Source organism: Mariniflexile sp. TRM1-10, from assembly GCF_003425985.1.
Taxonomy (GTDB): Bacteria; Bacteroidota; Bacteroidia; order Flavobacteriales; family Flavobacteriaceae; genus Mariniflexile.
In genome coordinates this window covers 1,737,163-1,761,030 of sequence record NZ_CP022985.1, presented here as the reverse complement: position 1 = coordinate 1,761,030, position 23,868 = coordinate 1,737,163, and the positions used below count along the sequence as shown (strand labels likewise).

General features: G+C 32.7%; 23 protein-coding genes, 1 tRNA gene and 1 riboswitch. Of the genes, 19 read left to right on the top strand and 5 right to left on the bottom strand.

The genetic code is table 11. The features are described 5' to 3' along the window. The first annotated feature begins 234 nt into the window (after window positions 1-234). The 15 genes from CJ739_RS07620 to CJ739_RS07550 all read left to right on the top strand — a co-directional run bounded on the left by CJ739_RS07620 (window position 235) and on the right by CJ739_RS07550 (window position 15,368). On the top strand, window positions 235-2,070 hold the full coding sequence (locus CJ739_RS07620) for a M1 family metallopeptidase (RefSeq protein ID WP_117174000.1): 1,836 nt from the start codon (window positions 235-237) through the stop codon (window positions 2,068-2,070). Between the two features lie 246 nt (window positions 2,071-2,316). Beyond that, a riboswitch (TPP riboswitch) is annotated at window positions 2,317-2,414 on the top strand. Between the two features lie 327 nt (window positions 2,415-2,741). After that, window positions 2,742-2,945: a sulfur carrier protein ThiS gene (gene thiS, locus CJ739_RS07615; protein WP_117173998.1), complete on the top strand. Its 204-nt coding sequence runs from the start codon at window positions 2,742-2,744 to the stop codon at window positions 2,943-2,945. Window positions 2,946-3,047: 102 nt separating this feature from the next. Next, a complete protein-coding gene (gene thiC, locus CJ739_RS07610) occupies window positions 3,048-4,907 on the top strand; it encodes a phosphomethylpyrimidine synthase ThiC (protein ID WP_117173996.1) in 1,860 nt (619 codons plus the stop codon). 100 nt (window positions 4,908-5,007) lie between these two features. Beyond that, the gene (locus CJ739_RS07605; RefSeq protein ID WP_117173994.1) at window positions 5,008-5,601 is read left to right on the top strand and encodes a thiamine phosphate synthase; all 594 of its coding nucleotides are present in this window, start codon (window positions 5,008-5,010) and stop codon (window positions 5,599-5,601) included. Next, on the top strand, window positions 5,591-5,959 hold the full coding sequence (locus CJ739_RS07600; protein ID WP_236951625.1) for a four helix bundle protein: 369 nt from the start codon (window positions 5,591-5,593) through the stop codon (window positions 5,957-5,959). Before CJ739_RS07605 ends, CJ739_RS07600 begins: the two co-directional genes overlap by 11 nt. Beyond that, entirely contained in the window at window positions 5,935-6,729 is a 795-nt protein-coding gene (locus CJ739_RS07595) for a hydroxymethylpyrimidine/phosphomethylpyrimidine kinase (RefSeq protein WP_117173992.1), read from the top strand. The genes CJ739_RS07600 and CJ739_RS07595 overlap by 25 nt, the downstream gene beginning before the upstream one ends. Window positions 6,730-6,800: 71 nt before the next feature. Then, entirely contained in the window at window positions 6,801-7,169 is a 369-nt protein-coding gene (locus CJ739_RS07590; RefSeq protein WP_117173990.1) for a four helix bundle protein, read from the top strand. A gap of 67 nt (window positions 7,170-7,236) precedes the next feature. Beyond that, complete coding sequence (gene thiE, locus CJ739_RS07585; RefSeq protein ID WP_117173988.1) at window positions 7,237-7,884, top strand: thiamine phosphate synthase; 648 nt, start codon at window positions 7,237-7,239, stop codon at window positions 7,882-7,884. Between the two features lie 13 nt (window positions 7,885-7,897). Continuing rightward, window positions 7,898-8,671 (top strand): thiazole synthase, encoded by a 774-nt coding sequence (locus CJ739_RS07580; RefSeq protein WP_117173986.1) that lies wholly within the window; start codon window positions 7,898-7,900, stop codon window positions 8,669-8,671. A 160-nt stretch (window positions 8,672-8,831) separates the two neighbouring features. Then, window positions 8,832-9,947 carry a 2-iminoacetate synthase ThiH gene (thiH, locus tag CJ739_RS07575; protein ID WP_117173984.1) on the top strand — a complete coding sequence of 372 codons (1,116 nt, stop codon included), beginning with the start codon at window positions 8,832-8,834 and terminating at the stop codon, window positions 9,945-9,947. A 268-nt stretch (window positions 9,948-10,215) separates the two neighbouring features. Continuing rightward, window positions 10,216-10,866, top strand: coding sequence for a DUF3826 domain-containing protein (locus CJ739_RS07570; protein WP_117173982.1), 651 nt, complete (start codon window positions 10,216-10,218; stop codon window positions 10,864-10,866). A 117-nt stretch (window positions 10,867-10,983) separates the two neighbouring features. Further along, a complete protein-coding gene (rnpA, locus tag CJ739_RS07565; protein ID WP_117173980.1) occupies window positions 10,984-11,391 on the top strand; it encodes a ribonuclease P protein component in 408 nt (135 codons plus the stop codon). Next, the gene (locus CJ739_RS07560) at window positions 11,375-13,009 is read left to right on the top strand and encodes a S41 family peptidase (RefSeq protein WP_117173978.1); all 1,635 of its coding nucleotides are present in this window, start codon (window positions 11,375-11,377) and stop codon (window positions 13,007-13,009) included. The genes rnpA and CJ739_RS07560 overlap by 17 nt, the downstream gene beginning before the upstream one ends. A gap of 108 nt (window positions 13,010-13,117) precedes the next feature. Next, window positions 13,118-13,975: an OmpA family protein gene (locus tag CJ739_RS07555; RefSeq protein WP_117173976.1), complete on the top strand. Its 858-nt coding sequence runs from the start codon at window positions 13,118-13,120 to the stop codon at window positions 13,973-13,975. Then, the gene (locus CJ739_RS07550) at window positions 13,962-15,368 is read left to right on the top strand and encodes a T9SS type B sorting domain-containing protein (protein WP_117173974.1); all 1,407 of its coding nucleotides are present in this window, start codon (window positions 13,962-13,964) and stop codon (window positions 15,366-15,368) included. The genes CJ739_RS07555 and CJ739_RS07550 overlap by 14 nt, the downstream gene beginning before the upstream one ends. On the opposite strand, the gene CJ739_RS07545 is transcribed toward CJ739_RS07550, so the two are convergent. From CJ739_RS07545 to rpiB, 3 genes are all read right to left on the bottom strand, one after another. Further along, window positions 15,357-15,830, bottom strand: coding sequence for a GNAT family N-acetyltransferase (locus tag CJ739_RS07545; protein WP_117173971.1), 474 nt, complete (start codon window positions 15,828-15,830; stop codon window positions 15,357-15,359). The genes CJ739_RS07550 and CJ739_RS07545 overlap by 12 nt on opposite strands. 123 nt (window positions 15,831-15,953) lie before the next feature. Beyond that, window positions 15,954-16,874, bottom strand: coding sequence for a cation diffusion facilitator family transporter (locus tag CJ739_RS07540; protein WP_117173969.1), 921 nt, complete (start codon window positions 16,872-16,874; stop codon window positions 15,954-15,956). Next, window positions 16,875-17,309 carry a ribose 5-phosphate isomerase B gene (gene rpiB, locus CJ739_RS07535; RefSeq protein ID WP_117173967.1) on the bottom strand — a complete coding sequence of 145 codons (435 nt, stop codon included), beginning with the start codon at window positions 17,307-17,309 and terminating at the stop codon, window positions 16,875-16,877. Between the two features lie 564 nt (window positions 17,310-17,873). Between rpiB and CJ739_RS07530 the strand changes: the two genes are divergently transcribed. From CJ739_RS07530 to CJ739_RS07515, 4 genes are all read left to right on the top strand, one after another. Next, window positions 17,874-19,349 carry a T9SS type A sorting domain-containing protein gene (locus tag CJ739_RS07530; RefSeq protein ID WP_117173965.1) on the top strand — a complete coding sequence of 492 codons (1,476 nt, stop codon included), beginning with the start codon at window positions 17,874-17,876 and terminating at the stop codon, window positions 19,347-19,349. Window positions 19,350-19,549: 200 nt separating this feature from the next. Continuing rightward, window positions 19,550-21,784: a ribonuclease R family protein gene (locus CJ739_RS07525; RefSeq protein ID WP_117173963.1), complete on the top strand. Its 2,235-nt coding sequence runs from the start codon at window positions 19,550-19,552 to the stop codon at window positions 21,782-21,784. A 54-nt stretch (window positions 21,785-21,838) separates the two neighbouring features. Then, window positions 21,839-22,513, top strand: a complete 675-nt coding sequence (locus tag CJ739_RS07520; RefSeq protein ID WP_117173961.1) for a head GIN domain-containing protein — start codon at window positions 21,839-21,841, stop codon at window positions 22,511-22,513. 136 nt (window positions 22,514-22,649) lie between these two features. Then, complete coding sequence (locus tag CJ739_RS07515) at window positions 22,650-23,330, top strand: LysE family translocator (protein ID WP_117173959.1); 681 nt, start codon at window positions 22,650-22,652, stop codon at window positions 23,328-23,330. 31 nt (window positions 23,331-23,361) lie between these two features. Here CJ739_RS07515 and CJ739_RS07510 read toward each other — a convergent pair. Both CJ739_RS07510 and folB read right to left on the bottom strand, forming a co-directional pair. Next, a tRNA-Cys gene (locus CJ739_RS07510) sits at window positions 23,362-23,432 on the bottom strand. Between the two features lie 50 nt (window positions 23,433-23,482). Then, the gene (folB, locus tag CJ739_RS07505; protein WP_117173957.1) at window positions 23,483-23,845 is read right to left on the bottom strand and encodes a dihydroneopterin aldolase; all 363 of its coding nucleotides are present in this window, start codon (window positions 23,843-23,845) and stop codon (window positions 23,483-23,485) included. Between the last annotated feature and the right edge of the window lie 23 nt (window positions 23,846-23,868).

Below are 23,868 nucleotides of genomic sequence, written 5' to 3'. Positions count from 1 at the left end.
AACCGAAAATTAGTCCTTTTGTATCCTAATTGAAGGCTTTTTTTCTTTGCATAGCTGGGCTACGGAAATAAAAAAAGACAGGACAGAGCGTTAAAAAACAGTCCAGTGGACTGTTTTAGTGAAATCGAAGATTCGGCGTAGCCAATGGGCCGGGAGGCGCATGGACAAAAAAAAGGCAATTTTTTAGGTAATTGAGAAAGTTTATACAAGTTCCACTTATAAAAAACAAAACAAATGAAACAACTAATTATTTCTGTACTATCTGTTTTGGCATTCTCGTCATGTAATAGTGCACAGCCCGTCACAACAACTACAGCTTATCAAAATCAAAGCACTACAACTTCTTGTTATTGGCAACAACACGTCGATTATAAAATGGCTATTGATATGGATGTAAATACCTATCAATACAAAGGCAAACAAACCTTAGTGTACACCAATAACTCACCCGATGTTTTAAACCGTGTATATTACCATTTATATTTTAATGCGTTTCAACCAGGTAGCGAAATGGATGTGCGATCGCAAACCATTGCCGATCCAGATCCCAGAGTAGGCGATCGTATAAGTAAATTACAGCCTAACGAAATTGGCTTTATAAAAGTACATTCGTTAAAACAAAACGGAAAAACCATAAAGCACGAAACCGTAGGCACGATTCTGGAAGTTGATTTAGCAAAACCCATTTTACCAGGAGAACGCGTTACTTTCGAGATGGATTTTGATGCTCAAGTGCCTTTGCAAATCCGTCGTTCTGGTAGGAATAGTAAAGAAGATATTGCCTTATCTATGGCACAATGGTACCCAAAAATGGCGGAATATGATTTTGAAGGTTGGCATGCCGACCCCTATATTGGTCGTGAGTTTCATGGTGTTTGGGGCAATTTTGATGTGAAAATCAGCATCGATAAAAACTACGTTATTGGTGGTACAGGCTATTTACAAAACCCTAACGACATTGGTTATGGCTATGAAACAGGAACTGTAAACCGTCCAAATACCAATAAATTAACTTGGCATTTTGTAGCACCCAATGTACACGATTTTACTTGGGCTGCCGATCCCCACTATATCCACGATACCATGCAAGTGCCTGATGGCCCGATGCTTCACTTTTTATACAAAAATACGTTAAGCAACGAACAAAAAGAACGCTGGAAAAAAATGCAACCAAAAACGGTTGAACTTATGCAATATTTTAGCAAACATATTGGCTCTTACCCATATAAGCAATATTCCGTTATTCAAGGGGGTGATGGTGGTATGGAGTATGCCATGTGTACGCTTATTACCGGACAGCGTAGTTACGGCAGCTTGGTAGGGGTTACGGCACATGAAATGGCGCATACTTGGTTTCAGTTTTTATTGGCTACCAACGAGGCCAAACACGAATGGATGGACGAAGGTTTTACCAGTTATATAAGCGATTTGGCCATGAACGAGGTTATGAACCAAGGCAACACCAACCCAGTAGTAGATGCCTATAATAACTACATTTATTTAGCAAAATCGGGTAAAGAACAACCGCTTACCACACATGCAGACCGCTATCAATACAACCAATCCTATGGTATTTCGGCATATAGTAAAGGTGCCGTGTTTTTAGCCCAATTGGGTTATATTATAGGTGAAGAAAACTTAGCAAAAACCATTAAAAAATATTTTGACGATTTTGCTTTTAAACACCCTACACCTCTAGATATTATCCGTACTGCCGAAAAAGTTTCAGGCTTAGAGCTCGATTGGTATTTAACCGATTTTGCACAAACCACAAACACGATTGATTATAACGTAAAAACCATAGAAGGCAACAACATAACTTTAGAGCGTATTGGTTTAATGCCTATGCCTATTGATGTTAGCGTTACTTACACCGATGGCAATACCGAAGATTTTTATATCCCGTTACAAATGATGCGTGGTGAAAAACCAACCAAAGCCACCCTCATAAAAGATTGGGCTTGGGCATATCCTACCTATACCTTTACAACTAAAAAAGCGGTGAAAAGCGTAGAAATAGACCCTAAAAACCTAATGGCAGACATTAATAAGGTGAATAATAAAAAGTAATTTTTCATGTTTTTTTTTATACTAAAGGCTTCTTGAATAAAAAGAAGCCTTTTTTTGTTACTGATGCAAATCAAGGGTTGAAAATGAGCCTTATGAATCAAAGAGATAGCTTTTCCAAAGGTGTGAATTTTGGAAAATACTGAAAATCAATTTACTAAATATTAATATTCTTTAAAACCCAGTCCTTAATTCGCATTAATTATCAAATAAATTGTGCTACCTCTATTTTTTTTAATACCTTCGCTATGTAAACTTTAGGGGTGTTCTAAAACAGATAGAACTGAGACATACCCTTTGAACCTGATTTGGTTAGTACCAACGAAGGGAAAAGTTGAATAGTGTATTGCAATATACGCTAGCACACCTTTTCATTAAACACTTCATTTCTGAAAGTGTCTTTTTTCAAAGCTTATTTGCTTCCCTTACTGTTTACAATGAACTATCTTGACTTTTTTGATTGAAGCGAAAATATCCTTTACGCAAGCTGGCTCGTTCGCTAAAATAACCCACTGGGTTATTTTTATACGCTCCGTCCAGTTCCAGATTTTAGCTTTTTAGCACTTCATAGCAGCGCTACGGAGTGAAAAAACAGGTAAAATATGGGGCAAAAAGATCATTTTGCAGCCAATTGAAAAAAGTCAAAATGAGTTCAATAACCAAAATTATTGTAAATGATAACCATTCATCTTAACGAACGTTCGCTAGACATTGATGATAATCTCAATGTTTTACAGCTATTACAACAAATTAGCTCGCCTACCAAAGGTATTGCTGTAGCTATAAATACTGAAATTATTTCGCAATCGCAGTGGGAAACAGAAACATTCAATGATAATGATAATGTTTTAATTATTCAAGCCACACAGGGAGGATAATCTTAAAGACTGTATAAATTTTAAAAGAACAACAAATCATAAACAAGCAGCATCAAAGTCTCAGTACTTTACTTTGTAATCTGTACTTAATACTTTAAACAAATGAAGAATAAAGACACCGCACCAAAGGAAGGTCAAATTACAAGAAAGCCATTTCCTAACTCTAAAAAGATTTACGTACAAGGAAAAATCCATCCACAAATTAAAGTGGCGATGCGTGAAATTTCTTTGAGTGATACTAAAAATTCTTTAACCGGTAAATTGACTCCAAACGAGCCCGTTACCGTGTACGATACTTCGGGACCCTATACAGATCCTAACAAAGAAGTAAACGTGCATAACGGCATTGAACGTATTAGAGAGCAATGGATTTTAGATCGTGGAGATGTAGAACGATTAGACTCTTTTTCATCAGAATATTGTAACGAACGTTTGAACGACAAAAGTTTAGACCATATGCGTTTTTCGCTTTTAAGAAAGCCATTGCGTGCTAAAAAAGGACAAAACGTAACGCAATTACACTACGCTAAAAATGGAATCATTACCCCAGAAATGGAATACATCGCTATTCGTGAAAACCAACGAATTGACGAAATGACCGAAATAAGAAAACAACACCCAGGAGAACATTTTGGCGCCTCTATTCCAGCAAAAATCACTCCTGAGTTTGTGCGTTCAGAAGTTGCTAGAGGACGTGCTGTTATTCCATCAAACATCAACCACCCAGAAGCAGAGCCTATGATTTTAGGCAGAAACTTCTTGGTAAAAATAAACGCAAATATTGGTAACTCTGCGACAACATCATCTATTGAAGAAGAAGTAGAAAAAGCCGTTTGGGCTTGTCGTTGGGGAGCAGATAATATCATGGATCTATCTACAGGTCAAAACATTCACGAAACCCGTGAGTGGATTGTACGTAACTCTCCAGTGCCCATTGGAACCGTGCCAATTTACCAAGCTTTGGAAAAAGTAAATGGTGTTGCCGAAGACTTAACTTGGGAGATTTTCCGTGATACGTTGATAGAACAAGCGGAACAAGGAGTCGATTACTTTACCATTCACGCAGGAGTCTTGTTACGTTATGTACCTATGACAGCGAAACGGGTAACAGGAATCGTATCTCGTGGAGGCTCCATTATGGCAAAATGGTGTTTGGCACATCACAAAGAAAGTTTCTTGTACACGCATTTTGAGGACATTTGTGAAATCTTGAAGTCTTATGATGTTGCTTTCTCTTTAGGAGATGGATTACGTCCAGGTTCTGTTGCCGATGCTAATGATGAAGCTCAGTTCGCTGAATTAGAAACCTTAGGAGAATTGACACAAATTGCGCGTAAACACGAAGTACAGTGTTTTATTGAAGGACCAGGTCACGTGCCAATGCATATGATTAAAGAAAATATGGAAAGACAAATTGAAGTTTGTGACGAAGCTCCTTTTTACACATTAGGCCCTTTAACAACCGATATTGCTCCAGGATACGACCACATTACTTCTGGTATTGGTGCTGCCATGATTGGTTGGTATGGCTGTGCCATGTTGTGTTACGTAACGCCTAAAGAACACTTAGGATTGCCTAATAAAGAAGACGTACGCATAGGGGTTGTAACTTATAAATTAGCTGCCCATGCTGCCGATTTAGCAAAAGGGCATCCAGGTTCCCAGCACAGAGACAATGCGTTGAGTATGGCCCGTTTCGAGTTCCGTTGGGAAGATCAGTTCAACTTAGGTTTGGATCCAGAACGTGCTTTGGAATACCATGATGAAACATTACCAGCAGACGGTGCCAAAGTAGCTCACTTCTGTTCTATGTGTGGACCCAAATTCTGTTCTATGAAAATTTCCCAAGAAGTTCGTGACTTTGCTGCCGAAAACGACATTGTAGACAATGAAGTCATTCAGAAAGGAATGGAAGAAAAATCTCAGGAATTTAAAGACAAAGGTTCAGAGGTTTACCTATAACCCATTTTCAATTAACAATGTGCACTGAATAAAAATAGTATCCATTTGCACATTGTTAATTGTCCATTGCTAATTGTTAATTGTTCATTGCAAAATTGTCATGATTGTTCTAATAGCTCCCGAAAATGATGTTACTAACGAAATTGAAATACTACACCAGTTATTTCAAGAAGGTTTAGAGTACTATCATTTTAGAAAACCACATAGGAATTACCAAGAGCATTGTGACTATTTAAATCAGATTGATGAACGATACCACAACCGAATTGTCGTGCATTATTTTCATGAGTTGGTAAACGGGTTCAATATAAAAGGCATTCATTTTCAAGAACAAAAAAGAAGAGACCATTTAGATGTTCCTAGTAATTATTTTACTGAATTAAAAATGTATGGTAAAACAATTAGCAGCTCTTTTCATGAACCTGAAGAATTAGAAAACTGTGTATTTGAGTTTGATTATCATTTGCTCAGTCCAGTGTTTTCATCTATTTCTAAGCAAGGCTATAACGGTCGTGGGTTTGACGTGAACCATATCAACAAAACCATTATTGGCATGGGAGGTGTAACCACAGAAAATTTGGCTGAGTTTAACAAGCTAGGTTACAAAGGAGTGGGTGTTTTAGGAGGTATTTGGAATAGTAAAAACCCTGTTGAGAATTTTGCTAAAATGCAAGCATTTTTTAATGAACAATGAACAAATGAGCAATAATATCATTTTAGACAAAACATATAGTTTCGCTGTTTTGATGGTTAGACGCTCTCAAAAGTTGGTTTCGGAAAAGAAAGAATATGTTTTATCAAAACAAATTCTCCGCTCGGGAACTTCTATTGGAGCGAATACAGAAGAAGCTGTTGGAGGAATATCTAAAAAAGATTTTATTGCAAAATTGTCAATAGCTTATAAAGAAGCTAGAGAGACAAAATATTGGTTACGTATATTGAAGGATACGGGCTATATTTCTGAAAACGAGTTCCAAAAATATTATACGCAATCATTAATTCTTCAAGAAGCAATTTATAAAAGAGAATGCCAAACAACCAAACACATATAGCAAATTGTTCATTGCAAATTGATAATTGCATATTATCAATAGCCGGTTTTGACCCAAGTAGTGGTGCAGGAATCACTTCAGATATCAAAACATTTGAAGCACATGGTTTTTATGGCTTGTCTGTTTGTACTGGGGTTACCGTTCAAAATGATATGGATTTTAAAACCTGTGAATGGATTTCTCCCGAAGTCATTCTTTCTCAAATAGAAACGTTGTTTGAGCGTTTTGAAATTAACGTCGTTAAAATAGGAATCGTTCAATCGTGGGCAACATTATCGCTTATTTTGGACAAATTACATGACTTAAATAGAGATATAAAAATAATCCTAGACCCCATCATCAAAGCAACTGCCGGTTTTGAATTTCATACAGAAGAAAATCAAGATTTGCTTGATAAAATTTGGAAGCAATGTGATATCATCACTCCTAATTACGATGAAATTCAACTATTATATCCTGAAAAAGATATTGAAGAAACTCTTGAATATATCAGTAATTACACAAACATCTATTTAAAAGGCGGACATAGAAAAGACAAAAAAGGTTGGGACGAATTGTACCATAGTGGCATTGTAATGGTTAATATGCCTCCAAACGCAGAAAAAGTTTCGGAAAAGCATGGAAGTGGGTGTGTTTTGTCATCATCTTTAGCTTGCAACATCGCTTTGGGACAACATATAGAAGACGCTTGTAAAGCTGGCAAATATTACACCGAACAATTTTTAAATAGTAATGATTCGTTATTGGGAACTCATAATTATAGGAGTTGAGGAGTTTAGGAGTTTAGGAGTTTAGGAGTTGAGAATTTAAGTAGTGAAGCATCTCAAAAATTTAAGTAATTATGGAAAAGAGTAAAAACTTTGAAGATTTATTGGTTTGGCAAAAAGGACATCAATTTGTTTTAGAGGTATATAAAATCACTAAACAATTTCCTAAAGAAGAAATTTACGGTCTGACTTCGCAATTCCGAAGAGCAGCTATATCTATCACCGCAAATGTTGCTGAAGGATATAAAAGAATCAGTAATAAAGAAAAATTACGTTTTTACAATATTGCACAAGCATCCCTAGAAGAATGTAAGTATTTCTTAATTCTAGCCCGTGATTTAGAATACACCAATCAATTCGAAATACTAAATGATTTAATTAATGAAGTCAGTAAAATGTTAAACGCATATTGCCGTAGCATTCTAAACTACTCAAATTCTTAAATCCCCATATTCTCAACTCCTAAAATTCTAAACTCCTTAAATTCTAAACTACTCAAATTCTTAAAAAATGACCATCAACAAACTCCACTACATATCGCAAGGAAACACACCGAAAGAACATTTGGAAAACATTCAAAAAGCATGTCAATCGGGTGCCGAATTGGTTCAGCTTCGTTTAAAGAATTTATCTGAAAAAAAGGTTTTAAAAACAGCGCTAGAAGCTAGGGAAATCACCAGTCACTTTCAGACAAGATTAATCATTAACGATCATTATAAAATTGCAAAAGAGGTTAAAGCAGATGGCATTCATTTAGGAAAAACAGATACTTGTCCAACAGTTGCAAGAAAACATTTGTACACTTGGCAAATTATTGGAGGTACGGCAAACACTTTAGAAGACTGCAAAATATTAATAGCAAAAGAAGTAGACTATATTGGTTTAGGACCATTTAGATTTACCGCTACTAAAGAAAATTTAAGCCCTGTTTTAGGCTTAGATGGATACGCTCTAATTATTGAAGAATTAAAAACGACCACTCCCATTATAGCTATTGGTGGGATTACAGAAAACGATATCACAGACATATTGAAAACAGGCGTTTCAGGTATAGCCATGTCTGGTGAAATTACTCGTGAGTTTAATAAAATTAGAGTATTGCATCAATTATTAAACGCTTCATCAACAGACGAACAACTTTATAATTTTAAATCATAAACATCCTTAACAGATGACAAAAGATATATTAAGAATTGCAGATAAAGAATTTCATTCAAGACTTTTTACAGGAACTGGAAAATTCAGTTCTAGTGATTTGATGTCTCAAGCATTGATTGCTAGTGAAAGTGAATTGATTACCGTTGCACTAAAACGTGTGGATCTAGACAATGAACACGACAAAATGCTACAAAGCATTATGCGTCCGAGCGTCAATCTACTCCCTAACACTTCTGGAGTAAGGAATGCCAAAGAAGCTGTTTTCGCAGCTCAATTGGCTCGTGAAGCTTTAGAAACCAACTGGATAAAATTAGAAATCCACCCAGACCCTAAATATTTATTACCCGATCCTATCGAAACCTTAAAAGCAGCGGAGGAATTGGTAAAATTAGGGTTTGTAGTAATGCCGTACATTCACGCTGATCCTGTTTTATGTAAAAGACTAGAGGAAGTCGGGGCGCAATGCGTCATGCCTTTAGGAGCGCCCATTGGAACCAATAAAGGGATTAAAACAGTTGACTTTTTGGAGATTATTATAGAACAGAGCCATGTTCCTGTAATTGTAGATGCAGGAATTGGAAGTCCTTCGCATGCTGCCTATGCTATGGAATTAGGAGCAGATGCTGTTTTGGTAAACACTGCCATCGCTGTTTCCCAAAACCCTATAGAAATGGCCAAGGCTTTTAAAATGGCTGTAGAAGCAGGTAGAATGGCATACAATGCAAAATTAGCTACCGTTAAACAGCACGCGGAAGCCAGTAGTCCGTTAACGAGTTTTTTACAGTAAGTTGAGTAGTGGAGAATTTTAGGAGTTTAGAATTGGAGGAGTGGAGAATTACAGCCGCTTAAGCAATAATCCATTTTGTAAAATTCCTCAACTACTCAACTACTCAACTCCTAAAATTCTCCACTACTCAACTACTTAACTACTTAACTACTAAAAAAACATGAACAACACATTTCAAAACCTATTCGACACCTATAATTGGGAAGAAACTTTAGCGAGTATCAACTCAAAAACAACACAAGATGTAGAATATGCGCTTTCTAAAACCAAACGAGATTTAGAAGACTTTAAAGCTTTAATTTCTCCTTCGGCTGCTCCATATTTAGAACAAATGGCCGTACTGAGTAAAATGAGTACACAAAAGCGTTTTGGAAACACCATTCAAATGTATGTGCCCATGTATTTGTCTAACGAGTGTCAAAACATCTGTACGTACTGTGGATTTAGCATGACCAACAAAATTCCACGTAGAACCCTAACCGATGCTGAAATTTTAAAAGAAGTTGCCTTTATAAAATCTAAAGGATACGATCATATTTTATTAGTTACAGGTGAAGCAAACAAAACCGTTGGAGTTCCCTATATAAAACATGCGATGGAACTTATTAAAGACCAATTTTCAAACATAAGCATGGAAGTGCAACCTATGGACCAACACGAGTATGAAGAATTGATTGAAGCCAACTTATACGCGGTTTTGGTTTATCAAGAAACCTATCACAGAGATGAATATAAAAAACACCATCCTAAAGGTAAAAAATCAAATTTTGATTACAGATTAGGCACTCCTGATAGGTTGGGAAAAGCAGGCATACATAAAATAGGCTTGGGCGCTTTATTTGGATTGGAAGATTGGAGAGCTGATAGCTTTTTTACGGCTCTACATTTAAAGTATTTACAAAAGACCTATTGGAAAACTAAATACTCTATTTCATTCCCTAGATTGAGACCTCACTCAGGAGGCTTAGAGCCAAAAGTGGAAATGACCGATAAAGATTTGGTACAAACTATTTGCGCTTTTAGGTTGTTGGACGAAGACGTAGAACTATCAATGAGCACGCGTGAAAGTGAAACCTTTAGAAACCATATTGTGCATTTAGGAATTACGTCTTTAAGTGCTGAGTCTAAAACCAATCCTGGTGGTTACACAGTGGATAAACAAACGTTAGAACAGTTTGAAATTTCAGATGAACGGTCTACCGAAGCCATTGCAAACATGCTAACAAACTCAGGATTAGAACCCGTTTGGAAAGATTGGTCTAATAATTGGCGTTAGAAAAACAGTGAACCCTATTTATTTGTGTATTCATGATGTATAATAAGTTTTATAACCTGAAACCACAAAAGGGTTTACTAATAACAAAACAATAACAGCTAATGGTAACGGAAGATGCACTAAAGTGCATAGTTTTAACTATTTTTGATACCAATAAAAAGTAATATGACATTAAAACCGTCTTAAATAAATCCATTATAATCGATACTTTCCTTCAAATTTATTATTGCTATATTTGAGATTGAATAAAACTTAATAAAAAATATTTATGAATATTAAGAATCTAGTAATCGTGTTTGCAACACTTTTTTTAACTGTAAATCTTTCTTTAGCACAAGAAAATGAAGAAGCTAAATTACGAGAGAAAGCTGAAAACTGGATTAGAGAACTGAATATAAACAACAAAGAAAAGGAAACCCAAGCAACCGAGGTAATAACTACACATTTAATAACAGTACGTAACTGGCATAATGACCATCCGTATGATAGTGTTCCTGCTGGAATAAACCCTGCAACTGGACAACAATTATCAGAACTTGATCGCTCAATAATTGCCGATTCAGCAATGCCTCGTTCTGTACATGAAGCTCTTATGACTGGACTTAAAGCGAACCTTGACGAGAGTCAAATTGAAGCAATTCTTGATAAATATACTATTGGAAAAGTGGCATTCACCCTAAAAGGATATCATGCTATCGTTACAGATCTTACAGCAGAAGAAGAAGCTGTTATACTAAAAAACCTAAAAGAAGCACGAGAAATAGCAGTAGATTTTAAAAATATGAAGCAAATTTCAGCAATCTTTGAAATTTATAAAACTAAAAACGAACAATATTTGAATTCCAATGGAAGAAATTGGAGGCAGTTATATAAAGATTATGGCAAACGCATGAAAGCTGAAAAAGCTAAGAAACAATAATTTTTCGTCATACTAATTTCTTTAAAAAAAGGAATTTTTATTTATAATTGGCTCTATATCTACACTTTAATCTTCTTATTTACCTAAAATAGAAACGTTCTCTTTAAACCTTCAGCCTTGAAATTTTCATTCAATAAAAAAGAAAAACTTAAAAGCAAAAAGCTTATAGAACAATTGTTTGCCAACGGACAATCGGTTTCGGTATTTCCGTTGCGTTTGGTTTTTATGCCAACTACTTTTAATGATGGTGTTATGGCAAAGGCAGGTGTTTCCGTTAGTAAACGCCAATTTAAAACGGCCGTGGATAGAAACCGTATAAAACGTTTGATGCGAGAGGTTTACCGACTTAATAAAACCAACTATTTCAACAACATTTCAACATCATATGCGTTTATGATTTTGTACATTGGCAAAGACAAACCTACGTTAACCCAAATTGAAACCCGTATGAACCATCTTTTTGAGAAGTTTTTAAAAAAGGTTTCAGAAACTGAAAAATTAAATAGTGATGCGAAAATTACTTAAAAAACGAATTATAATTCCTGTAATAGCTAGTGTGTTGTTTATAACAACCACTGCTTTTAAAAATGATTTTTTTGAAATTGCGAAGCAAATAGAAATATTTACAACGCTTTTTAAAGAACTTAACATGAATTATGTGGACGATACCAACCCCGGCGATTTAATGGATATCGCCATTAAAAGCATGTTGGAAAATTTAGATCCTTACACCAATTTTATGAACGAACAGGATGTAGAGGCTGCTAGAATTAACAATACAGGCGATTATACGGGTATTGGCGCTAAAGTAAAAACCTTAAAAGATAGATTGGTTATTGTTGAACCCTACAAAAATTATCCCGCCGATAAGGCTGGTTTAAAGGCGGGTGACGAAATTATTAAAGTAGGGAACACGCTTATTGAAACTTACAAAGAAGACGCTGGCGAACTCCTTAAAGGCGCTACCGATACCTCGGTAGAAGTAACCTACAAACGCCAAGGAAAAACACAAACGACCACCATAAAACGTGCTGAAGTAGAAATAAAAGCCGTTCCGCATTTCTCTATGGTAAACAGCAAAACTGGGTATATTGTTTTAAGCCGTTTTAACAATAAAGCGACTACTGAAACCAACTATGCCTTGCGCGATTTAAAAGCCCAAGGCGCACAACGTATTATTTTGGATTTACGAGGGAACCCTGGTGGTTTACTTAACGAAGCCATAAATATTGTAAACCTGTTTATACCTAAAGGACAGTTGGTAGTTACTACAAAATCGAAGGTAAAAAAATATAACAAAACCTATTATACTCAAAACGACCCTATAGATACCGAAATTCCATTGGTTATTTTAATTGATGAGGGGAGTGCCTCGGCAAGCGAAATTGTTTCAGGTGCTTTACAAGATTTAGACCGAGCCGTTATTGTAGGTTCCAGAAGTTTTGGTAAAGGCTTGGTACAACGCCCTAAAGAACTGGTTTATGGGACACAGGTAAAAATTACCATTTCACGTTACTACACACCTTCTGGCAGATGCATACAGGCATTAGATTATTGGCATAGAAACGAAAAAGGAGAAGCTGTTAGAGTAAAACAAGAAAACTATAACGAATTTAAAACCAAAAACGGTAGAAAAGTGTTTGATGGTGGTGGTGTATTCCCAGATGTAAGTTTTAATGCTTCAAAAAATTCATCTATAATAAACGCCATTGTTAACGACGATTTAATTTTTAACTATGCTACCAATTACTATTACAATCATAATGTAAAAGATATTAATAGCCTAAAGCTAGATGATACCGATTTTTCAAACTTTAAAAGCTTTTTAAAAGCGAATAATTTTTCATTTGAAACTGACACTGAAAAAGCACTAAACAAAGCGTATGAAGCAGCAAAAAATGATGATTTGGATGACAACATCAAAACCGACTTTAATACCTTGATTTCAAATTTAAACAAGTCTAAAAGCAGTGTTATAGACGAAAATAAAGCCTATTTATTAGAATTATTAACCGAAGATATTGTAAAACGCTACGTATACAGAGAAGGTCTATACGACTATTATAAAATACACGATGCCGAAATAAAAAAAGCTACTGACATACTTGGAAATCAATCTGAGTATTTAAATTATTTAAAATAAAAGTTTGTTTTTCAACCTGTTGTAATAGCTGTTAAACCTAAAAAGCCAACAGCATTCATCAAAATTCATTAAAAATAGTATATTTATATTCAGTTCTATAATCCTACTATGAACAAACAACTGGTTTTATTATTATTAGCGCTTCAATGTATGCTTGTTTTTTCTCAAAATGAATTAACACACGAAGTCTATTTTGATACCGACAAATACGTTATTCTTCCAACCGAAGAAAGTCGTTTACTTCTCTTTATTTCAAACCTATCGGATATTGAGATTGAATCCATTTCCATTTTTGGTTTTTGTGATGATGTTGGTGCCGATTCTTATAATCTAAGACTATCGCAACAACGTGCCAATGCTATTAAAACCGTGTTTTCTAATAACGAAATTAGTGAAGACTTAATAAGCAATGTTGATGGTAAAGGCAAAATTTTATTAAAAATAGTTGAAGAAAAAAATGTTGTAAAAATTAGAGGTCTAAACCGAAAAGTAGAAATAATAGTAAAACCCAAACCTCCTAAAATAGTAGATCTTAAAAAGGAAAATAAAGAAAAAGAAGAAGTAAAAAAGAAAGACGCACACGAACTATTAAAAGGCGAGCTTAAAGTTGGCGATAAAATAGTGTTTGAAAATATTCTATTTAAGACAGGCTATAGCCAAATTATGCCAGAATCCAAAAAAATATTAGAATCTATTGCCCATGTTTTAGTGGAACGAAAAGATATTTACTTTACCATTCAAGGACATGTATGCTGCACCCAAAACACAAGGGATGCCGTAGATAGAAAAACCAAACTTCGCAACCTTTCCGAAGCCCGCGCCGAATTTATTTATAATTATTTTATAAAAAAAGGTGTGAATAAAAAACGCATGCGCCATATTGGTCTGCGTCGTAAATTTCCACTTGGTGGCGACCCAAAATTTGATCGACGTGTAGAAATAGTCATTACCTATGTGGGTAAATAAAACATATATATTTGGCTTTGTTTTAATACTATTTAGCTTTGTTGGTTTTTCACAAAACACAACCATTCCCGACCCAAATTTTGAACAGGCTTTAATTGATTTAGGCTACGATTCTGTACCCATAGATGGTTTTGTTCCAACCACTAATATTAGTGGCATAACCAATTTAGATGTTTCAGTAAAAAATATTTCAGATTTAACGGGTATTGAAGCTTTTACCGCCTTAACGGTTTTAGATTGTTCCAACAACAGACTTTCAAACCTAAATATTTCGCAAAACACCAATTTAACCCAGCTTTTTTGTAATAGTAACCAATTAGCAAGTTTAAATGTTAGTAATTTAATTAATTTGAATATTTTTTGGTGTGCCAACAATAGGTTAAAAAATTTAAATGTTAGTCAAAATACCAAGTTAATTTCATTGGTTTGCGATACCAATCAATTAACAGTTTTAGATGTTTCTAAAAATATACATTTGAATATTTTTGTTTGTGAAAACAATCAATTAACAACCATAGATATTACTAAAAACACCAAACTAAGCAGACTTCAATGTGGAAATAATTTACTTTCTAATTTAAATGTATCTCAAAATATAAGTCTTGATTTTTTGTCGTGTGAACAAAATCAGCTCACATCTTTAGATACAAAAACCAATACCACTTTAGGAACTTTAAACTGTAGTTTTAATGATTTATTTGAACTTGATTTTTCTAAAAATGCTAACCTAACAACTTTAAATTGTAGCAATAACGAATTATGCCAATTAAATGTAAAAAATGGCAATAACAGTAACGCCTCCGTAAATTTTAGCGGTAATTCAAACTTAAATTGTGTGGTTGTTGATAACCCATCAACCACATCAACAAACTGGATGCCTTTAGGCTTTTCAAATTATGTTAGCTCACAAAACCAATGCAGTAATTTTGTAAAGGTAGATACTTTAAATAATGTAGTTACTAATACTTCTTACACTTTACCAGTACTAAATAATGGTAACTATTTTACACAATCTGGGGGTAATGGCAGCCCTTTATTTGCTAGTGATATTATAACAACTTCACAAACGATATATATTTATAATGAATCGATTTGTACCACTAATGAAAGTCTTTTTAGTGTTTTAATTACTACTGAAGATTATTATATTCCAAAATATTTTACCCCAAATAATGATGGTGCACACGATGTTTGGAAAGTTCAAGATTTTAATAACACTATTAAAACTATTACTATTTTTGACCGCTATGGAAAACTTTTAAAGCATTTAGCTACGAATGCAACATGGGACGGAAATTTTAATGGGCAACCATTAACTCCAAACGATTATTGGTATGTCATTACCCTTAATACTGGCGAAACCATTAAAGGACATTTTACTTTAAAAAGATAATTCATCAGACAATTGAACTTGTTCCTTTATCATCATAATATGTGGAATATTATCTTCTAAATATATGCCGCTAAATTCAACAAAACCACAATTCTTATAAAACGCTTTCAAATACGCTTGCGCCGAAATTAGTATGGTTGTTTCATTAAAATAAGTTTCAATAGCTTCAATTGAAGCTTTCATTATTTCATAACCGTAGTTAAAGCGCCGTTGATTTTTTGTAACTACAACACGACCAATACTGGCATATTCAAAATAATCGCCTGATTTAAAAAGTCGAGCATAAGCTATTATTTGCTGGTTTTTTATTCCTAAAACATGCAGCGCTTTGTCGTCTTTCCCATCAATATCTTGATATATACAATCTTGTTCTACAACAAAAACCTCACTACGAAGCTGTAATATTCTGTATAATTCTTCAGTAGTTAATTCTGAAAAAGTTTTTATTTGGATTTCTATCATTCTAATTTAAATGAATAAATACTTATCTTTTTTACCGTAAATACACGGATGTTTTTGTTTTACAATATAAATGATTAAATAAATCAATATATTAACAACAATGTCCTGCTTTCAAAAACTTAATTAATCTTGCACAATAATTTCTTTAGGATCGTTTTTATTATATTCTGGCTGAATAGTTACATGGTTAATATGGTACTGCTCTTGTAAAACAGTTTCTATGTTACGTAATATACTATCAAATTCTGAAATAGTTACATCTTCATATAAATCTAAATGCGCTTCTAAATGTAATTCATAATCACTTAAATTCCATATATGTACATGATGCAGCTTTTTAACTTTGGGCAGGGCGTCAATATTTTCAACTAAAGCATGTATGTTGATGTGTTCTGGTGTAAATAACATAAGCATTTTAGTGGATGTTTTTAATAAATAGTAACCCATCCAAATTAAATAAAACGCAATTAAAAAAGTAAGTACACTATCAACCCAAAACAGTTGAAAATATTTCATTAATAAACCACCTATAAGCACTGCAATACTTGCTAACATATCGGTTAATAAATGGACATAAGCAGATTTTACATTAATATTATGCTTAGAATCCTTTTTTAACAACAACACGCTTAAACCATTAAATACAATAGCTAATAAAGCTAACCAAATAACTAAATTAGATTCTATAACTTGTGGGTGTTTAAAACGTTCAATGGCTTCCTTTATTAAAATAATCGCTACAATTATTAACGTTGATGCATTAACAAAAGCGGCTAAAATTTCAGCGCGCTTGTACCCAAAAGTTCTATTTTCTGAAGCTTGTTTTTTTGATAATTTTGAAGCTGCATAACTGACTATTAAAGAAAGTACATCGCTAAAGTTGTGTAATGCATCACTTAATAATGATAAACTACCAGAAATTAAACCACCTACTACTTGAGCTGCAGTTATAAAGGTATTTAAAAGAATAGATACCATAAGATTTTTATCTTTCTTATGAATATCATAAAGATGTATATGATTATGGGAGTGTTTATGTGCCATTTAACAAGACACAGGTATTTTATCAATACGTGTTTGGTGGCGACCACCTTCAAATTCTGTATTTAAAAAAACATCAACCATTTCAATAGCCTGTTGTATGGCTGTAAACCTTGCCGGAATACATAATATATTAGCATTATTATGACTACGAATAAGATGTACAATTTCTTTATTCCAACATAAACCAGCACGTATTTTTTGATGTTTGTTAGCGGCCATTGCAACACCATTAGCACTACCACAAATTAAAATACCAAAATCAGATTTATTAGTTTCAACATCGGTAGCAACAGGGTGCCCAAAATCAGCATAATCTACACTATCAGTACCATCAGTACCATAGTTAATAACCGTATATCCTTTTGATTCTAAATGTTTTACGATAGCAAATTTATAATCGGTTCCTGCGTGGTCGTTTCCTATAGAAATTTTCATTTTATATATATTAAGGTATCTTTATACAAAGGTAATAATTATAAACAATGTGGATTAATATATTCATTACTTGTTAATAAGTGTTGATAGTTTTTTAAAAGAAAAATATTGAGAATTCGATTTTTTTTCCAATCAAAAACAAGAAGTACATAACCAAAAATTTAATTCACTTTTTTTAGCAATGTTATAAGCTTATAAAAGTATATATATAAACAGCTATTTTAAAAATTTTATTAATAATTAACAGCTATTCTAAGTTATTAACAACTGTTCATAGAATATTTAAATTACTTAAAAATAAACCTTTTAAATTCATATAACATGTTAATTAACTATTAATAGAACGTAAATAAATTGTAATCAAAATAAAACTTAAAAAAGTTATACCGCTATTAACAACCAATCATCATCATCATTAATTTTTTTAAATTTTAAAAAGAAAATATTGATATTATATATAATGTGGATAAATACATTTTATAACCTTTTTATTTCATTGTAAGATTTTTAATGTTTTAATATTTTAAAACCTTATTATTGTATAACAATTAAATAAAGTCTTTAATGAGAATAATAAAAATTTTACTTATCCTAATTCCTTTTTTTAGTTTATCTCAAGTGCAAATAGGCCTAGATATAGATGGAGTAGCAGCTGAAGACCAATTTGGGAGTTTTAAATCAGTTACTTTGTCTGCTAACGGGGATATTGTAGCTATTGGTGCAGGATTGAATGATGGAAATGGAACGGATTCAGGTCATGTACGTGTTTTTAAAAATAATAATAACATATGGACTCAAATAGGCCAAGAGATAAGTGGAGAAGTAGCTGGAGATTTATTTGGAGGTAGTATTTCTTTATCTTTAGATGGAACTATAGTAGCTATTAGTGCTATATTAAATGATGGAAATGGAACGGATTCAGGTCATGTACGTGTTTTTAAAAATAATAATAACATATGGACTCAAATAGGCCAAGAGATAAGTGGAAAAGTAGCTGGAGATAGATTTGGAAGTAGTATTTCTTTATCTTCAGATGGAACTATATTAGCTATTGGTACAACAAATAATAATGATAATAATTATTCAGGACAAACACGAATATTTAAAAATATTAATAACATTTGGACACAAATAGGTCAAGATATAAATGGAGAGGCGGAATTTGATGAGTCAAGTTGGAGTATTTCTTTATCTTCTGATGGTAATATAGTTGCTATTAGTTCTCAAAAGAATGATGGGAATGGTTTAGATTCTGGCCATGTTCGTGTTTTTAAAAATAATAATGGTGCTTGGATTCAAATAGGTCAAGATATAAATGGAGAGGCAGAATTAGATCACTCTGGTGTGAATATATCTTTATCAGCAGATGGTACTATTTTAGCTATTGGTGCAGATTTAAATGACGATAATGGTAAAAGTTCAGGTCATGTAAGAATATATAAAAATCAATTTGACGAGTGGATACAATTAGGTGCTGATATTAATGGTGAAGCTGCTTTTGATGGATCGGGTATAAGTGTTTCATTATCGGCTGATGGGACTATTGTAGCTATTGGTTCTTTTCGTAATGATGATAATGGAATTGATTCAGGTCATGTACGAATTTATAAAAATCAAAATGATAATTGGATACAAATAGGGGCTGATATTGAAGGAGAATCAGCAGGAGATTGGTTTGGAACTTGTGTATCTTTGTCATCTGATGGTAATACTGTTGCTATTGGTGCTCGATTTAACGATGGTATAAATGGACAAGATTCTGGTCATGTACGAGTTTATGATTTAACCACAGTTTTATCTACAGAAAGTTTTAAACTAGATTATTTTTCATTTTATCCAAATCCTGTAAAAGATTTATTAAATATTAATTTAAATAATGATTTTGAGTTAAAACAAATAAACATTTATAATATTCAAAGTCAATATTTATATTCAACTAAAGAATTAAAAATAGACACTAAAAATTTAAAAGATGGTATGTATTTTATAGAAGTAGAGACTAATAAAGGTAAGTCAGCTAAAAAAATAGTTGTACAATAAAATATAAAAAAATTAATTTTAAAAAGGTTTCTGAATTTTTAGAAACCTTTTCTTTTTTATAGCTTAACATAAAAAAAATGCTATTTAATATTAAAATTGTAGCTTTGTAAAAAACAAATAGCAAATCTTCTCCTAAAACAAAGCTATTTAATAACAGAATTTCCAGTATCTTAGGAAATAAATATGATTACAAAAATTAAATGACAAGAAATAAAAAAGGGAAATCCAAAAAAGGCATTTCCAACCTTACAAATACTATTTTAAGTATTATTAAAAAAGATAGAAACCAGAGTTTTAACTATAAACAAATTGCTGCTAAATTAGGCGTAAGTGATGCCAGCAGTAGAAATCAAATTATAAAGAAGTTAGCTGAACTTGCTGTAAAAAAAGAAATTGAAGAAGTAGAACGTGGCAAGTTTAAAGCTGTCATGAATACTGAATACCACACAGGAATTTTAGATTTATCTGGAAAAGGTATCGGTTATGTTATTAGTGAAGATTTTGATGATGATGTATTTATAGCTTCAAATAATATTAACAAAGCCTTAAACGGTGATGAAGTAGAATTTTATGTTTATAAACGACGTCACCGTGGTAAATTAGAAGGTGAAATTACTCAAGTTTTAAAGCGTGAAAAAAACGAATATGTTGGAGTTATTCAAATTCAAGAAAATAAGAATTTTGCTTTTGTAATAGCCGATAGTAATAAAATGTACAAAGATATTTTTGTACCAATAAATAAGACTTTAAAAGCTGAAGATGGTGATAAAGTTTTGGTAAAACTTGAGGATTGGCCAGAGAATGCCGATTCCCCTTATGGGAAAGTCATTCAAATCTTAGGAAAACCTGGAGAGCATAACACAGAAATACATTCTATTTTAGCTGAATATGGATTGCCTCACGAATTTCCTTATGAAGTTGAAGAATTTGCTAATAAATTAAATACCTCTATTACTACTGAAGAAATTTCAAAACGTCGTGATATGCGACAGGATTTGACTTTTACTATCGATCCAAAAGATGCTAAAGATTTTGATGATGCTTTATCTTTTAAAGTTTTAGATAATGGTTTATATGAAATAGGCATTCATATTGCCGATGTATCACATTACGTTCAAGAAGGAACGGTTTTAGATGATGAAGCTTATGAACGTGCTACTTCTATTTATTTAGTAGATCGTGTCGTTCCTATGCTTCCTGAAGTGTTATCAAATAATGCCTGTTCTTTACGTCCACATGAAGAAAAATTAACTTTTTCTGCAGTGTTTCATATGAATGAAAAATGTGAGATTAAAAATGAATGGTTTGGAAGAACGGTAACCTATAGCGATGCTCGTTTTGCCTATGAAGAAGCACAGGCAATCATTGAGCAGAATGTCACACTGAGCGCAGTCGAAGTGTTTCAGTTAGATAAAATTAACACAAGCATTTCTAAAGAAGTTTCTCTTACGGGAGAAGCTTACAATACCTTACCGGAAATAGCACAAGCTATTTTAAAAATGGATGAATTAGCTAAAAAAATGCGTGCTAAACGTATGATTTCTGGTGCTATTTCTTTCGATAAAGTAGAGGTAAAGTTTAATTTAGATGAAAACGCAAACCCTGTTGGGGTGTTTTTTAAAACCAGTAAAGATGCTAATAAATTAATTGAAGAATTTATGCTATTAGCAAACCGAAAAGTATCAGAATTTATAGGAAAAAAAGATCCTAAAAAAACTTTCGTATATCGTATTCATGACGAACCAGACGATAGTAAATTAGCTAATTTACAAGGTATTGTATCTAAATTTGGATATAAACTAAATTTTAAAGACCGTAAAACAACATCAGCATCACTTAATTATTTATTAAAAGAAGTAAGTGGTAAAAAAGAACAAAATTTAGTAGATACTTTAACAATAAGAAGTATGAGTAAAGCTGAATATTCTACGCAGAATATTGGGCATTATGGATTAGCATTCGATTATTATAGTCATTTTACATCACCTATTCGTCGTTATCCTGATGTGATGGCGCATAGATTATTGCAACATTATTTAGATGGTGGAAAATCGGCTAACGAAACTGTTTACGAGGAAAAATGCAACCACTCCAGTAACATGGAAAATTTAGCAACCAAAGCAGAACGGGATTCTATAAAATACATGCAAATTAAATTCATGCAAGATCATAAAGATGAAAATTTTGTAGGTGTTATTTCAGGTGTAACCGATTGGGGCATTTATGTAGAAATAATAGTAAACAAATGTGAAGGTATGGTAAGTGTCCGTGATATGAATGATGACCATTATGCGTTTGACCAAGAACAATATGCTATGGTTGGTAGAAATAGAAAAATAATGTATCAATTAGGCGATGAAGTTATTGTAAAAGTTAAAAATGCTGATTTGGTTAAAAAACATCTTGATTTTAATTTAATAGGAAAAAATGAATAGTTTAAAAAAGGGAATAATTATTGATAAAAAACGTTCTAACTAAAAATAATAAAAATGAAACGTATTATCTTATTAGCGATTATCTTAGTATCAGCAACAACTTTAGCCCAAAAGCAAATTGAAAAAACCATAGGTGAGTTCAACGAACTTAAGGTTTATGATTTAATAGAAGTTGAATTGGTAAAATCCAGCGAAAACAAAGTTATTATTACAGGTCAAAACAATCAAAATGTTGTAATAAACAACAAAAATGGCACATTAAAAATTAAAATGAAATTTGAAGAAATTTTTGATGGCAATAACACAAAAGTTACTTTGCATTACAAGTCTTTAGACATTATAGATGTGAATGAAGGCTCAAAAGTATCTGGAAAAGATACGATTAAACAATTTGAAATAGATTTAAGAGCTCAAGAAGGTGGTAGTATTGAAGTTCCATTAGAGGTTACATATGCTAACATAAAAGCTGTGACAGGAGGAAGTATTAAAGCAACAGGTACTTCCAAATCACAAAAAGTGTCATTGCTTACAGGTGGAATTTACAGCGGTGAAAATCTTGAAACAAATACAACTGAAGTATCTATAAATGCAGCTGGTGAAGCACATGTAAAAGCATCAAAATTAGTGGATGTTAAAGTAAGAGCAGGAGGTGATGTTTTTATTTATGGAAACCCAGAAACTGTTAATGAAAGCACTGTTTTAGGTGGACGTATAAAACGAATGGATTAGTTAAAAAACTTAAAAGTTAATAGAAAACCCATTGCTTGCAATGGGTTTTTGTTTTTTTATTACCTTATTACCGTTTAAAAGAAGTCACAAAGTTTTAAAATATTTCTTTACTTTGTCTTAAACCTCCACATATATTATGTTTGATGACATTTTAGCGGCAATTCCTTTTGGAATCATTTTAGCTTTTACAATAGGCCCTGTATTTTTTGTGCTTCTTGAAACCAGTGCTACCAAAGGATTTAGAAGCGCTTTAATCTTTGATTGTGGTGTTATGCTAGCAGATATAGTATTCATTTTAGTAGCATTTTTTAGTACCAGCAAACTACTTGAAACACTTAAAGGCGATCCTAGTTTTTTAATATTTGGAGGCGTTTTATTAGTTACCTATGGGTTTATTTCATTTATAAAAACATCCAAATCATTTCGAAATATTGTTAAAGAATACCATAAAGTTGAAATAAAAAAAGGTTATGGAAAACTATTTTTAAAAGGATTTTTACTCAATTTTATTAACATTGGTGTTTTATTAGGATGGGTAGCATTTATAGTAATAGCTAATTCCATTACAAGTTCAAATGATGGTGTTTTGGTATTTTTAAGCACTGTTTTAATAGTTTACTTTTTAATTGATTTAATTAAAATAGTTATAGCAAAAAAACTGAAAAGCAGACTAACACCCCGTATCATATTTAAAACCAAAAAAATAATTGCTTTGGTAATACTAGGATTTGGCTTTATACTTTTTATTCAAGGGTTTTTTCCAAAAGAAAAGGAATTTATAAAAGAAAAATTAGAAAAGATAAGTCCTTTAAAATAAAAAAGCTTCCAGTAAAACCAGAAGCTTTTTGAGGTGTCGAGCGGATTCGAACCGCTGTAGCAGCTTTTGCAGAGCTGAGCCTAGCCACTCGGCCACGACACCTTAATAGTGTTGCAAATGTAAAAAAAAATAACACTTTTTAATAGTTAAAATTAATTTTTACGCTTATCGGTCATTTTTATTGTTACTTTTTCAACATCACCTCCAATTGGAGGGTTTAATTTACTAATCCAAACGGTCGCTTTTTTTACTAATTTATCTTCATTGAAAATTCTATCTAAAATACGTTTTGCAACGGTTTCAAGTAGGTGGGAAGCAATAAGCATTTCTTGTTTTATAATGCGGTTTAAAAACACATAATCAACAGTATCAGCAAGTTTATCTGTTTTTGCTGATGTTTGTAAATTAGCTTCAACTTGTAAATCTACACGGTAATCACTACCAATTTTTGTCTCTTCCTTTAAGCAACCATGATAAGCAAATACACGTATATTTTCAACTTTTATAATTCCCATGTTAAGCAGTTTTAAGTCGGTAA

Bases quoted from the DNA above. Each gene is read 5' to 3' on its own strand.
- thiC (WP_117173996.1), top strand. From the start codon at position 3,048: ATGAAGAATAAAGACACCGCACCAAAGGAAGGTCAAATTACAAGAAAG.
- thiS (WP_117173998.1), top strand. From the start codon at position 2,742: ATGATAACCATTCATCTTAACGAACGTTCGCTAGACATTGATGATAAT.
- CJ739_RS07560 (WP_117173978.1), top strand. From the start codon at position 11,375: ATGCGAAAATTACTTAAAAAACGAATTATAATTCCTGTAATAGCTAGT.
- CJ739_RS07530 (WP_117173965.1), top strand. From the start codon at position 17,874: ATGAGAATAATAAAAATTTTACTTATCCTAATTCCTTTTTTTAGTTTA.
- CJ739_RS07550 (WP_117173974.1), top strand. From the start codon at position 13,962: ATGTGGGTAAATAAAACATATATATTTGGCTTTGTTTTAATACTATTT.
- CJ739_RS07590 (WP_117173990.1), top strand. From the start codon at position 6,801: ATGGAAAAGAGTAAAAACTTTGAAGATTTATTGGTTTGGCAAAAAGGA.
- CJ739_RS07570 (WP_117173982.1), top strand. From the start codon at position 10,216: ATGAATATTAAGAATCTAGTAATCGTGTTTGCAACACTTTTTTTAACT.
- CJ739_RS07540 (WP_117173969.1), bottom strand. From the start codon at position 16,874: ATGGCACATAAACACTCCCATAATCATATACATCTTTATGATATTCAT.
- CJ739_RS07515 (WP_117173959.1), top strand. From the start codon at position 22,650: ATGTTTGATGACATTTTAGCGGCAATTCCTTTTGGAATCATTTTAGCT.
- CJ739_RS07525 (WP_117173963.1), top strand. From the start codon at position 19,550: ATGACAAGAAATAAAAAAGGGAAATCCAAAAAAGGCATTTCCAACCTT.
- thiH (WP_117173984.1), top strand. From the start codon at position 8,832: ATGAACAACACATTTCAAAACCTATTCGACACCTATAATTGGGAAGAA.
- CJ739_RS07605 (WP_117173994.1), top strand. From the start codon at position 5,008: ATGATTGTTCTAATAGCTCCCGAAAATGATGTTACTAACGAAATTGAA.
- CJ739_RS07595 (WP_117173992.1), top strand. From the start codon at position 5,935: ATGCCAAACAACCAAACACATATAGCAAATTGTTCATTGCAAATTGAT.
- rpiB (WP_117173967.1), bottom strand. From the start codon at position 17,309: ATGAAAATTTCTATAGGAAACGACCACGCAGGAACCGATTATAAATTT.
- CJ739_RS07520 (WP_117173961.1), top strand. From the start codon at position 21,839: ATGAAACGTATTATCTTATTAGCGATTATCTTAGTATCAGCAACAACT.
- CJ739_RS07620 (WP_117174000.1), top strand. From the start codon at position 235: ATGAAACAACTAATTATTTCTGTACTATCTGTTTTGGCATTCTCGTCA.
- CJ739_RS07555 (WP_117173976.1), top strand. From the start codon at position 13,118: ATGAACAAACAACTGGTTTTATTATTATTAGCGCTTCAATGTATGCTT.
- CJ739_RS07600 (WP_236951625.1), top strand. From the start codon at position 5,591: ATGAACAATGAACAAATGAGCAATAATATCATTTTAGACAAAACATAT.
- CJ739_RS07545 (WP_117173971.1), bottom strand. From the start codon at position 15,830: ATGATAGAAATCCAAATAAAAACTTTTTCAGAATTAACTACTGAAGAA.
- thiE (WP_117173988.1), top strand. From the start codon at position 7,237: ATGACCATCAACAAACTCCACTACATATCGCAAGGAAACACACCGAAA.
- CJ739_RS07580 (WP_117173986.1), top strand. From the start codon at position 7,898: ATGACAAAAGATATATTAAGAATTGCAGATAAAGAATTTCATTCAAGA.
- folB (WP_117173957.1), bottom strand. From the start codon at position 23,845: ATGGGAATTATAAAAGTTGAAAATATACGTGTATTTGCTTATCATGGT.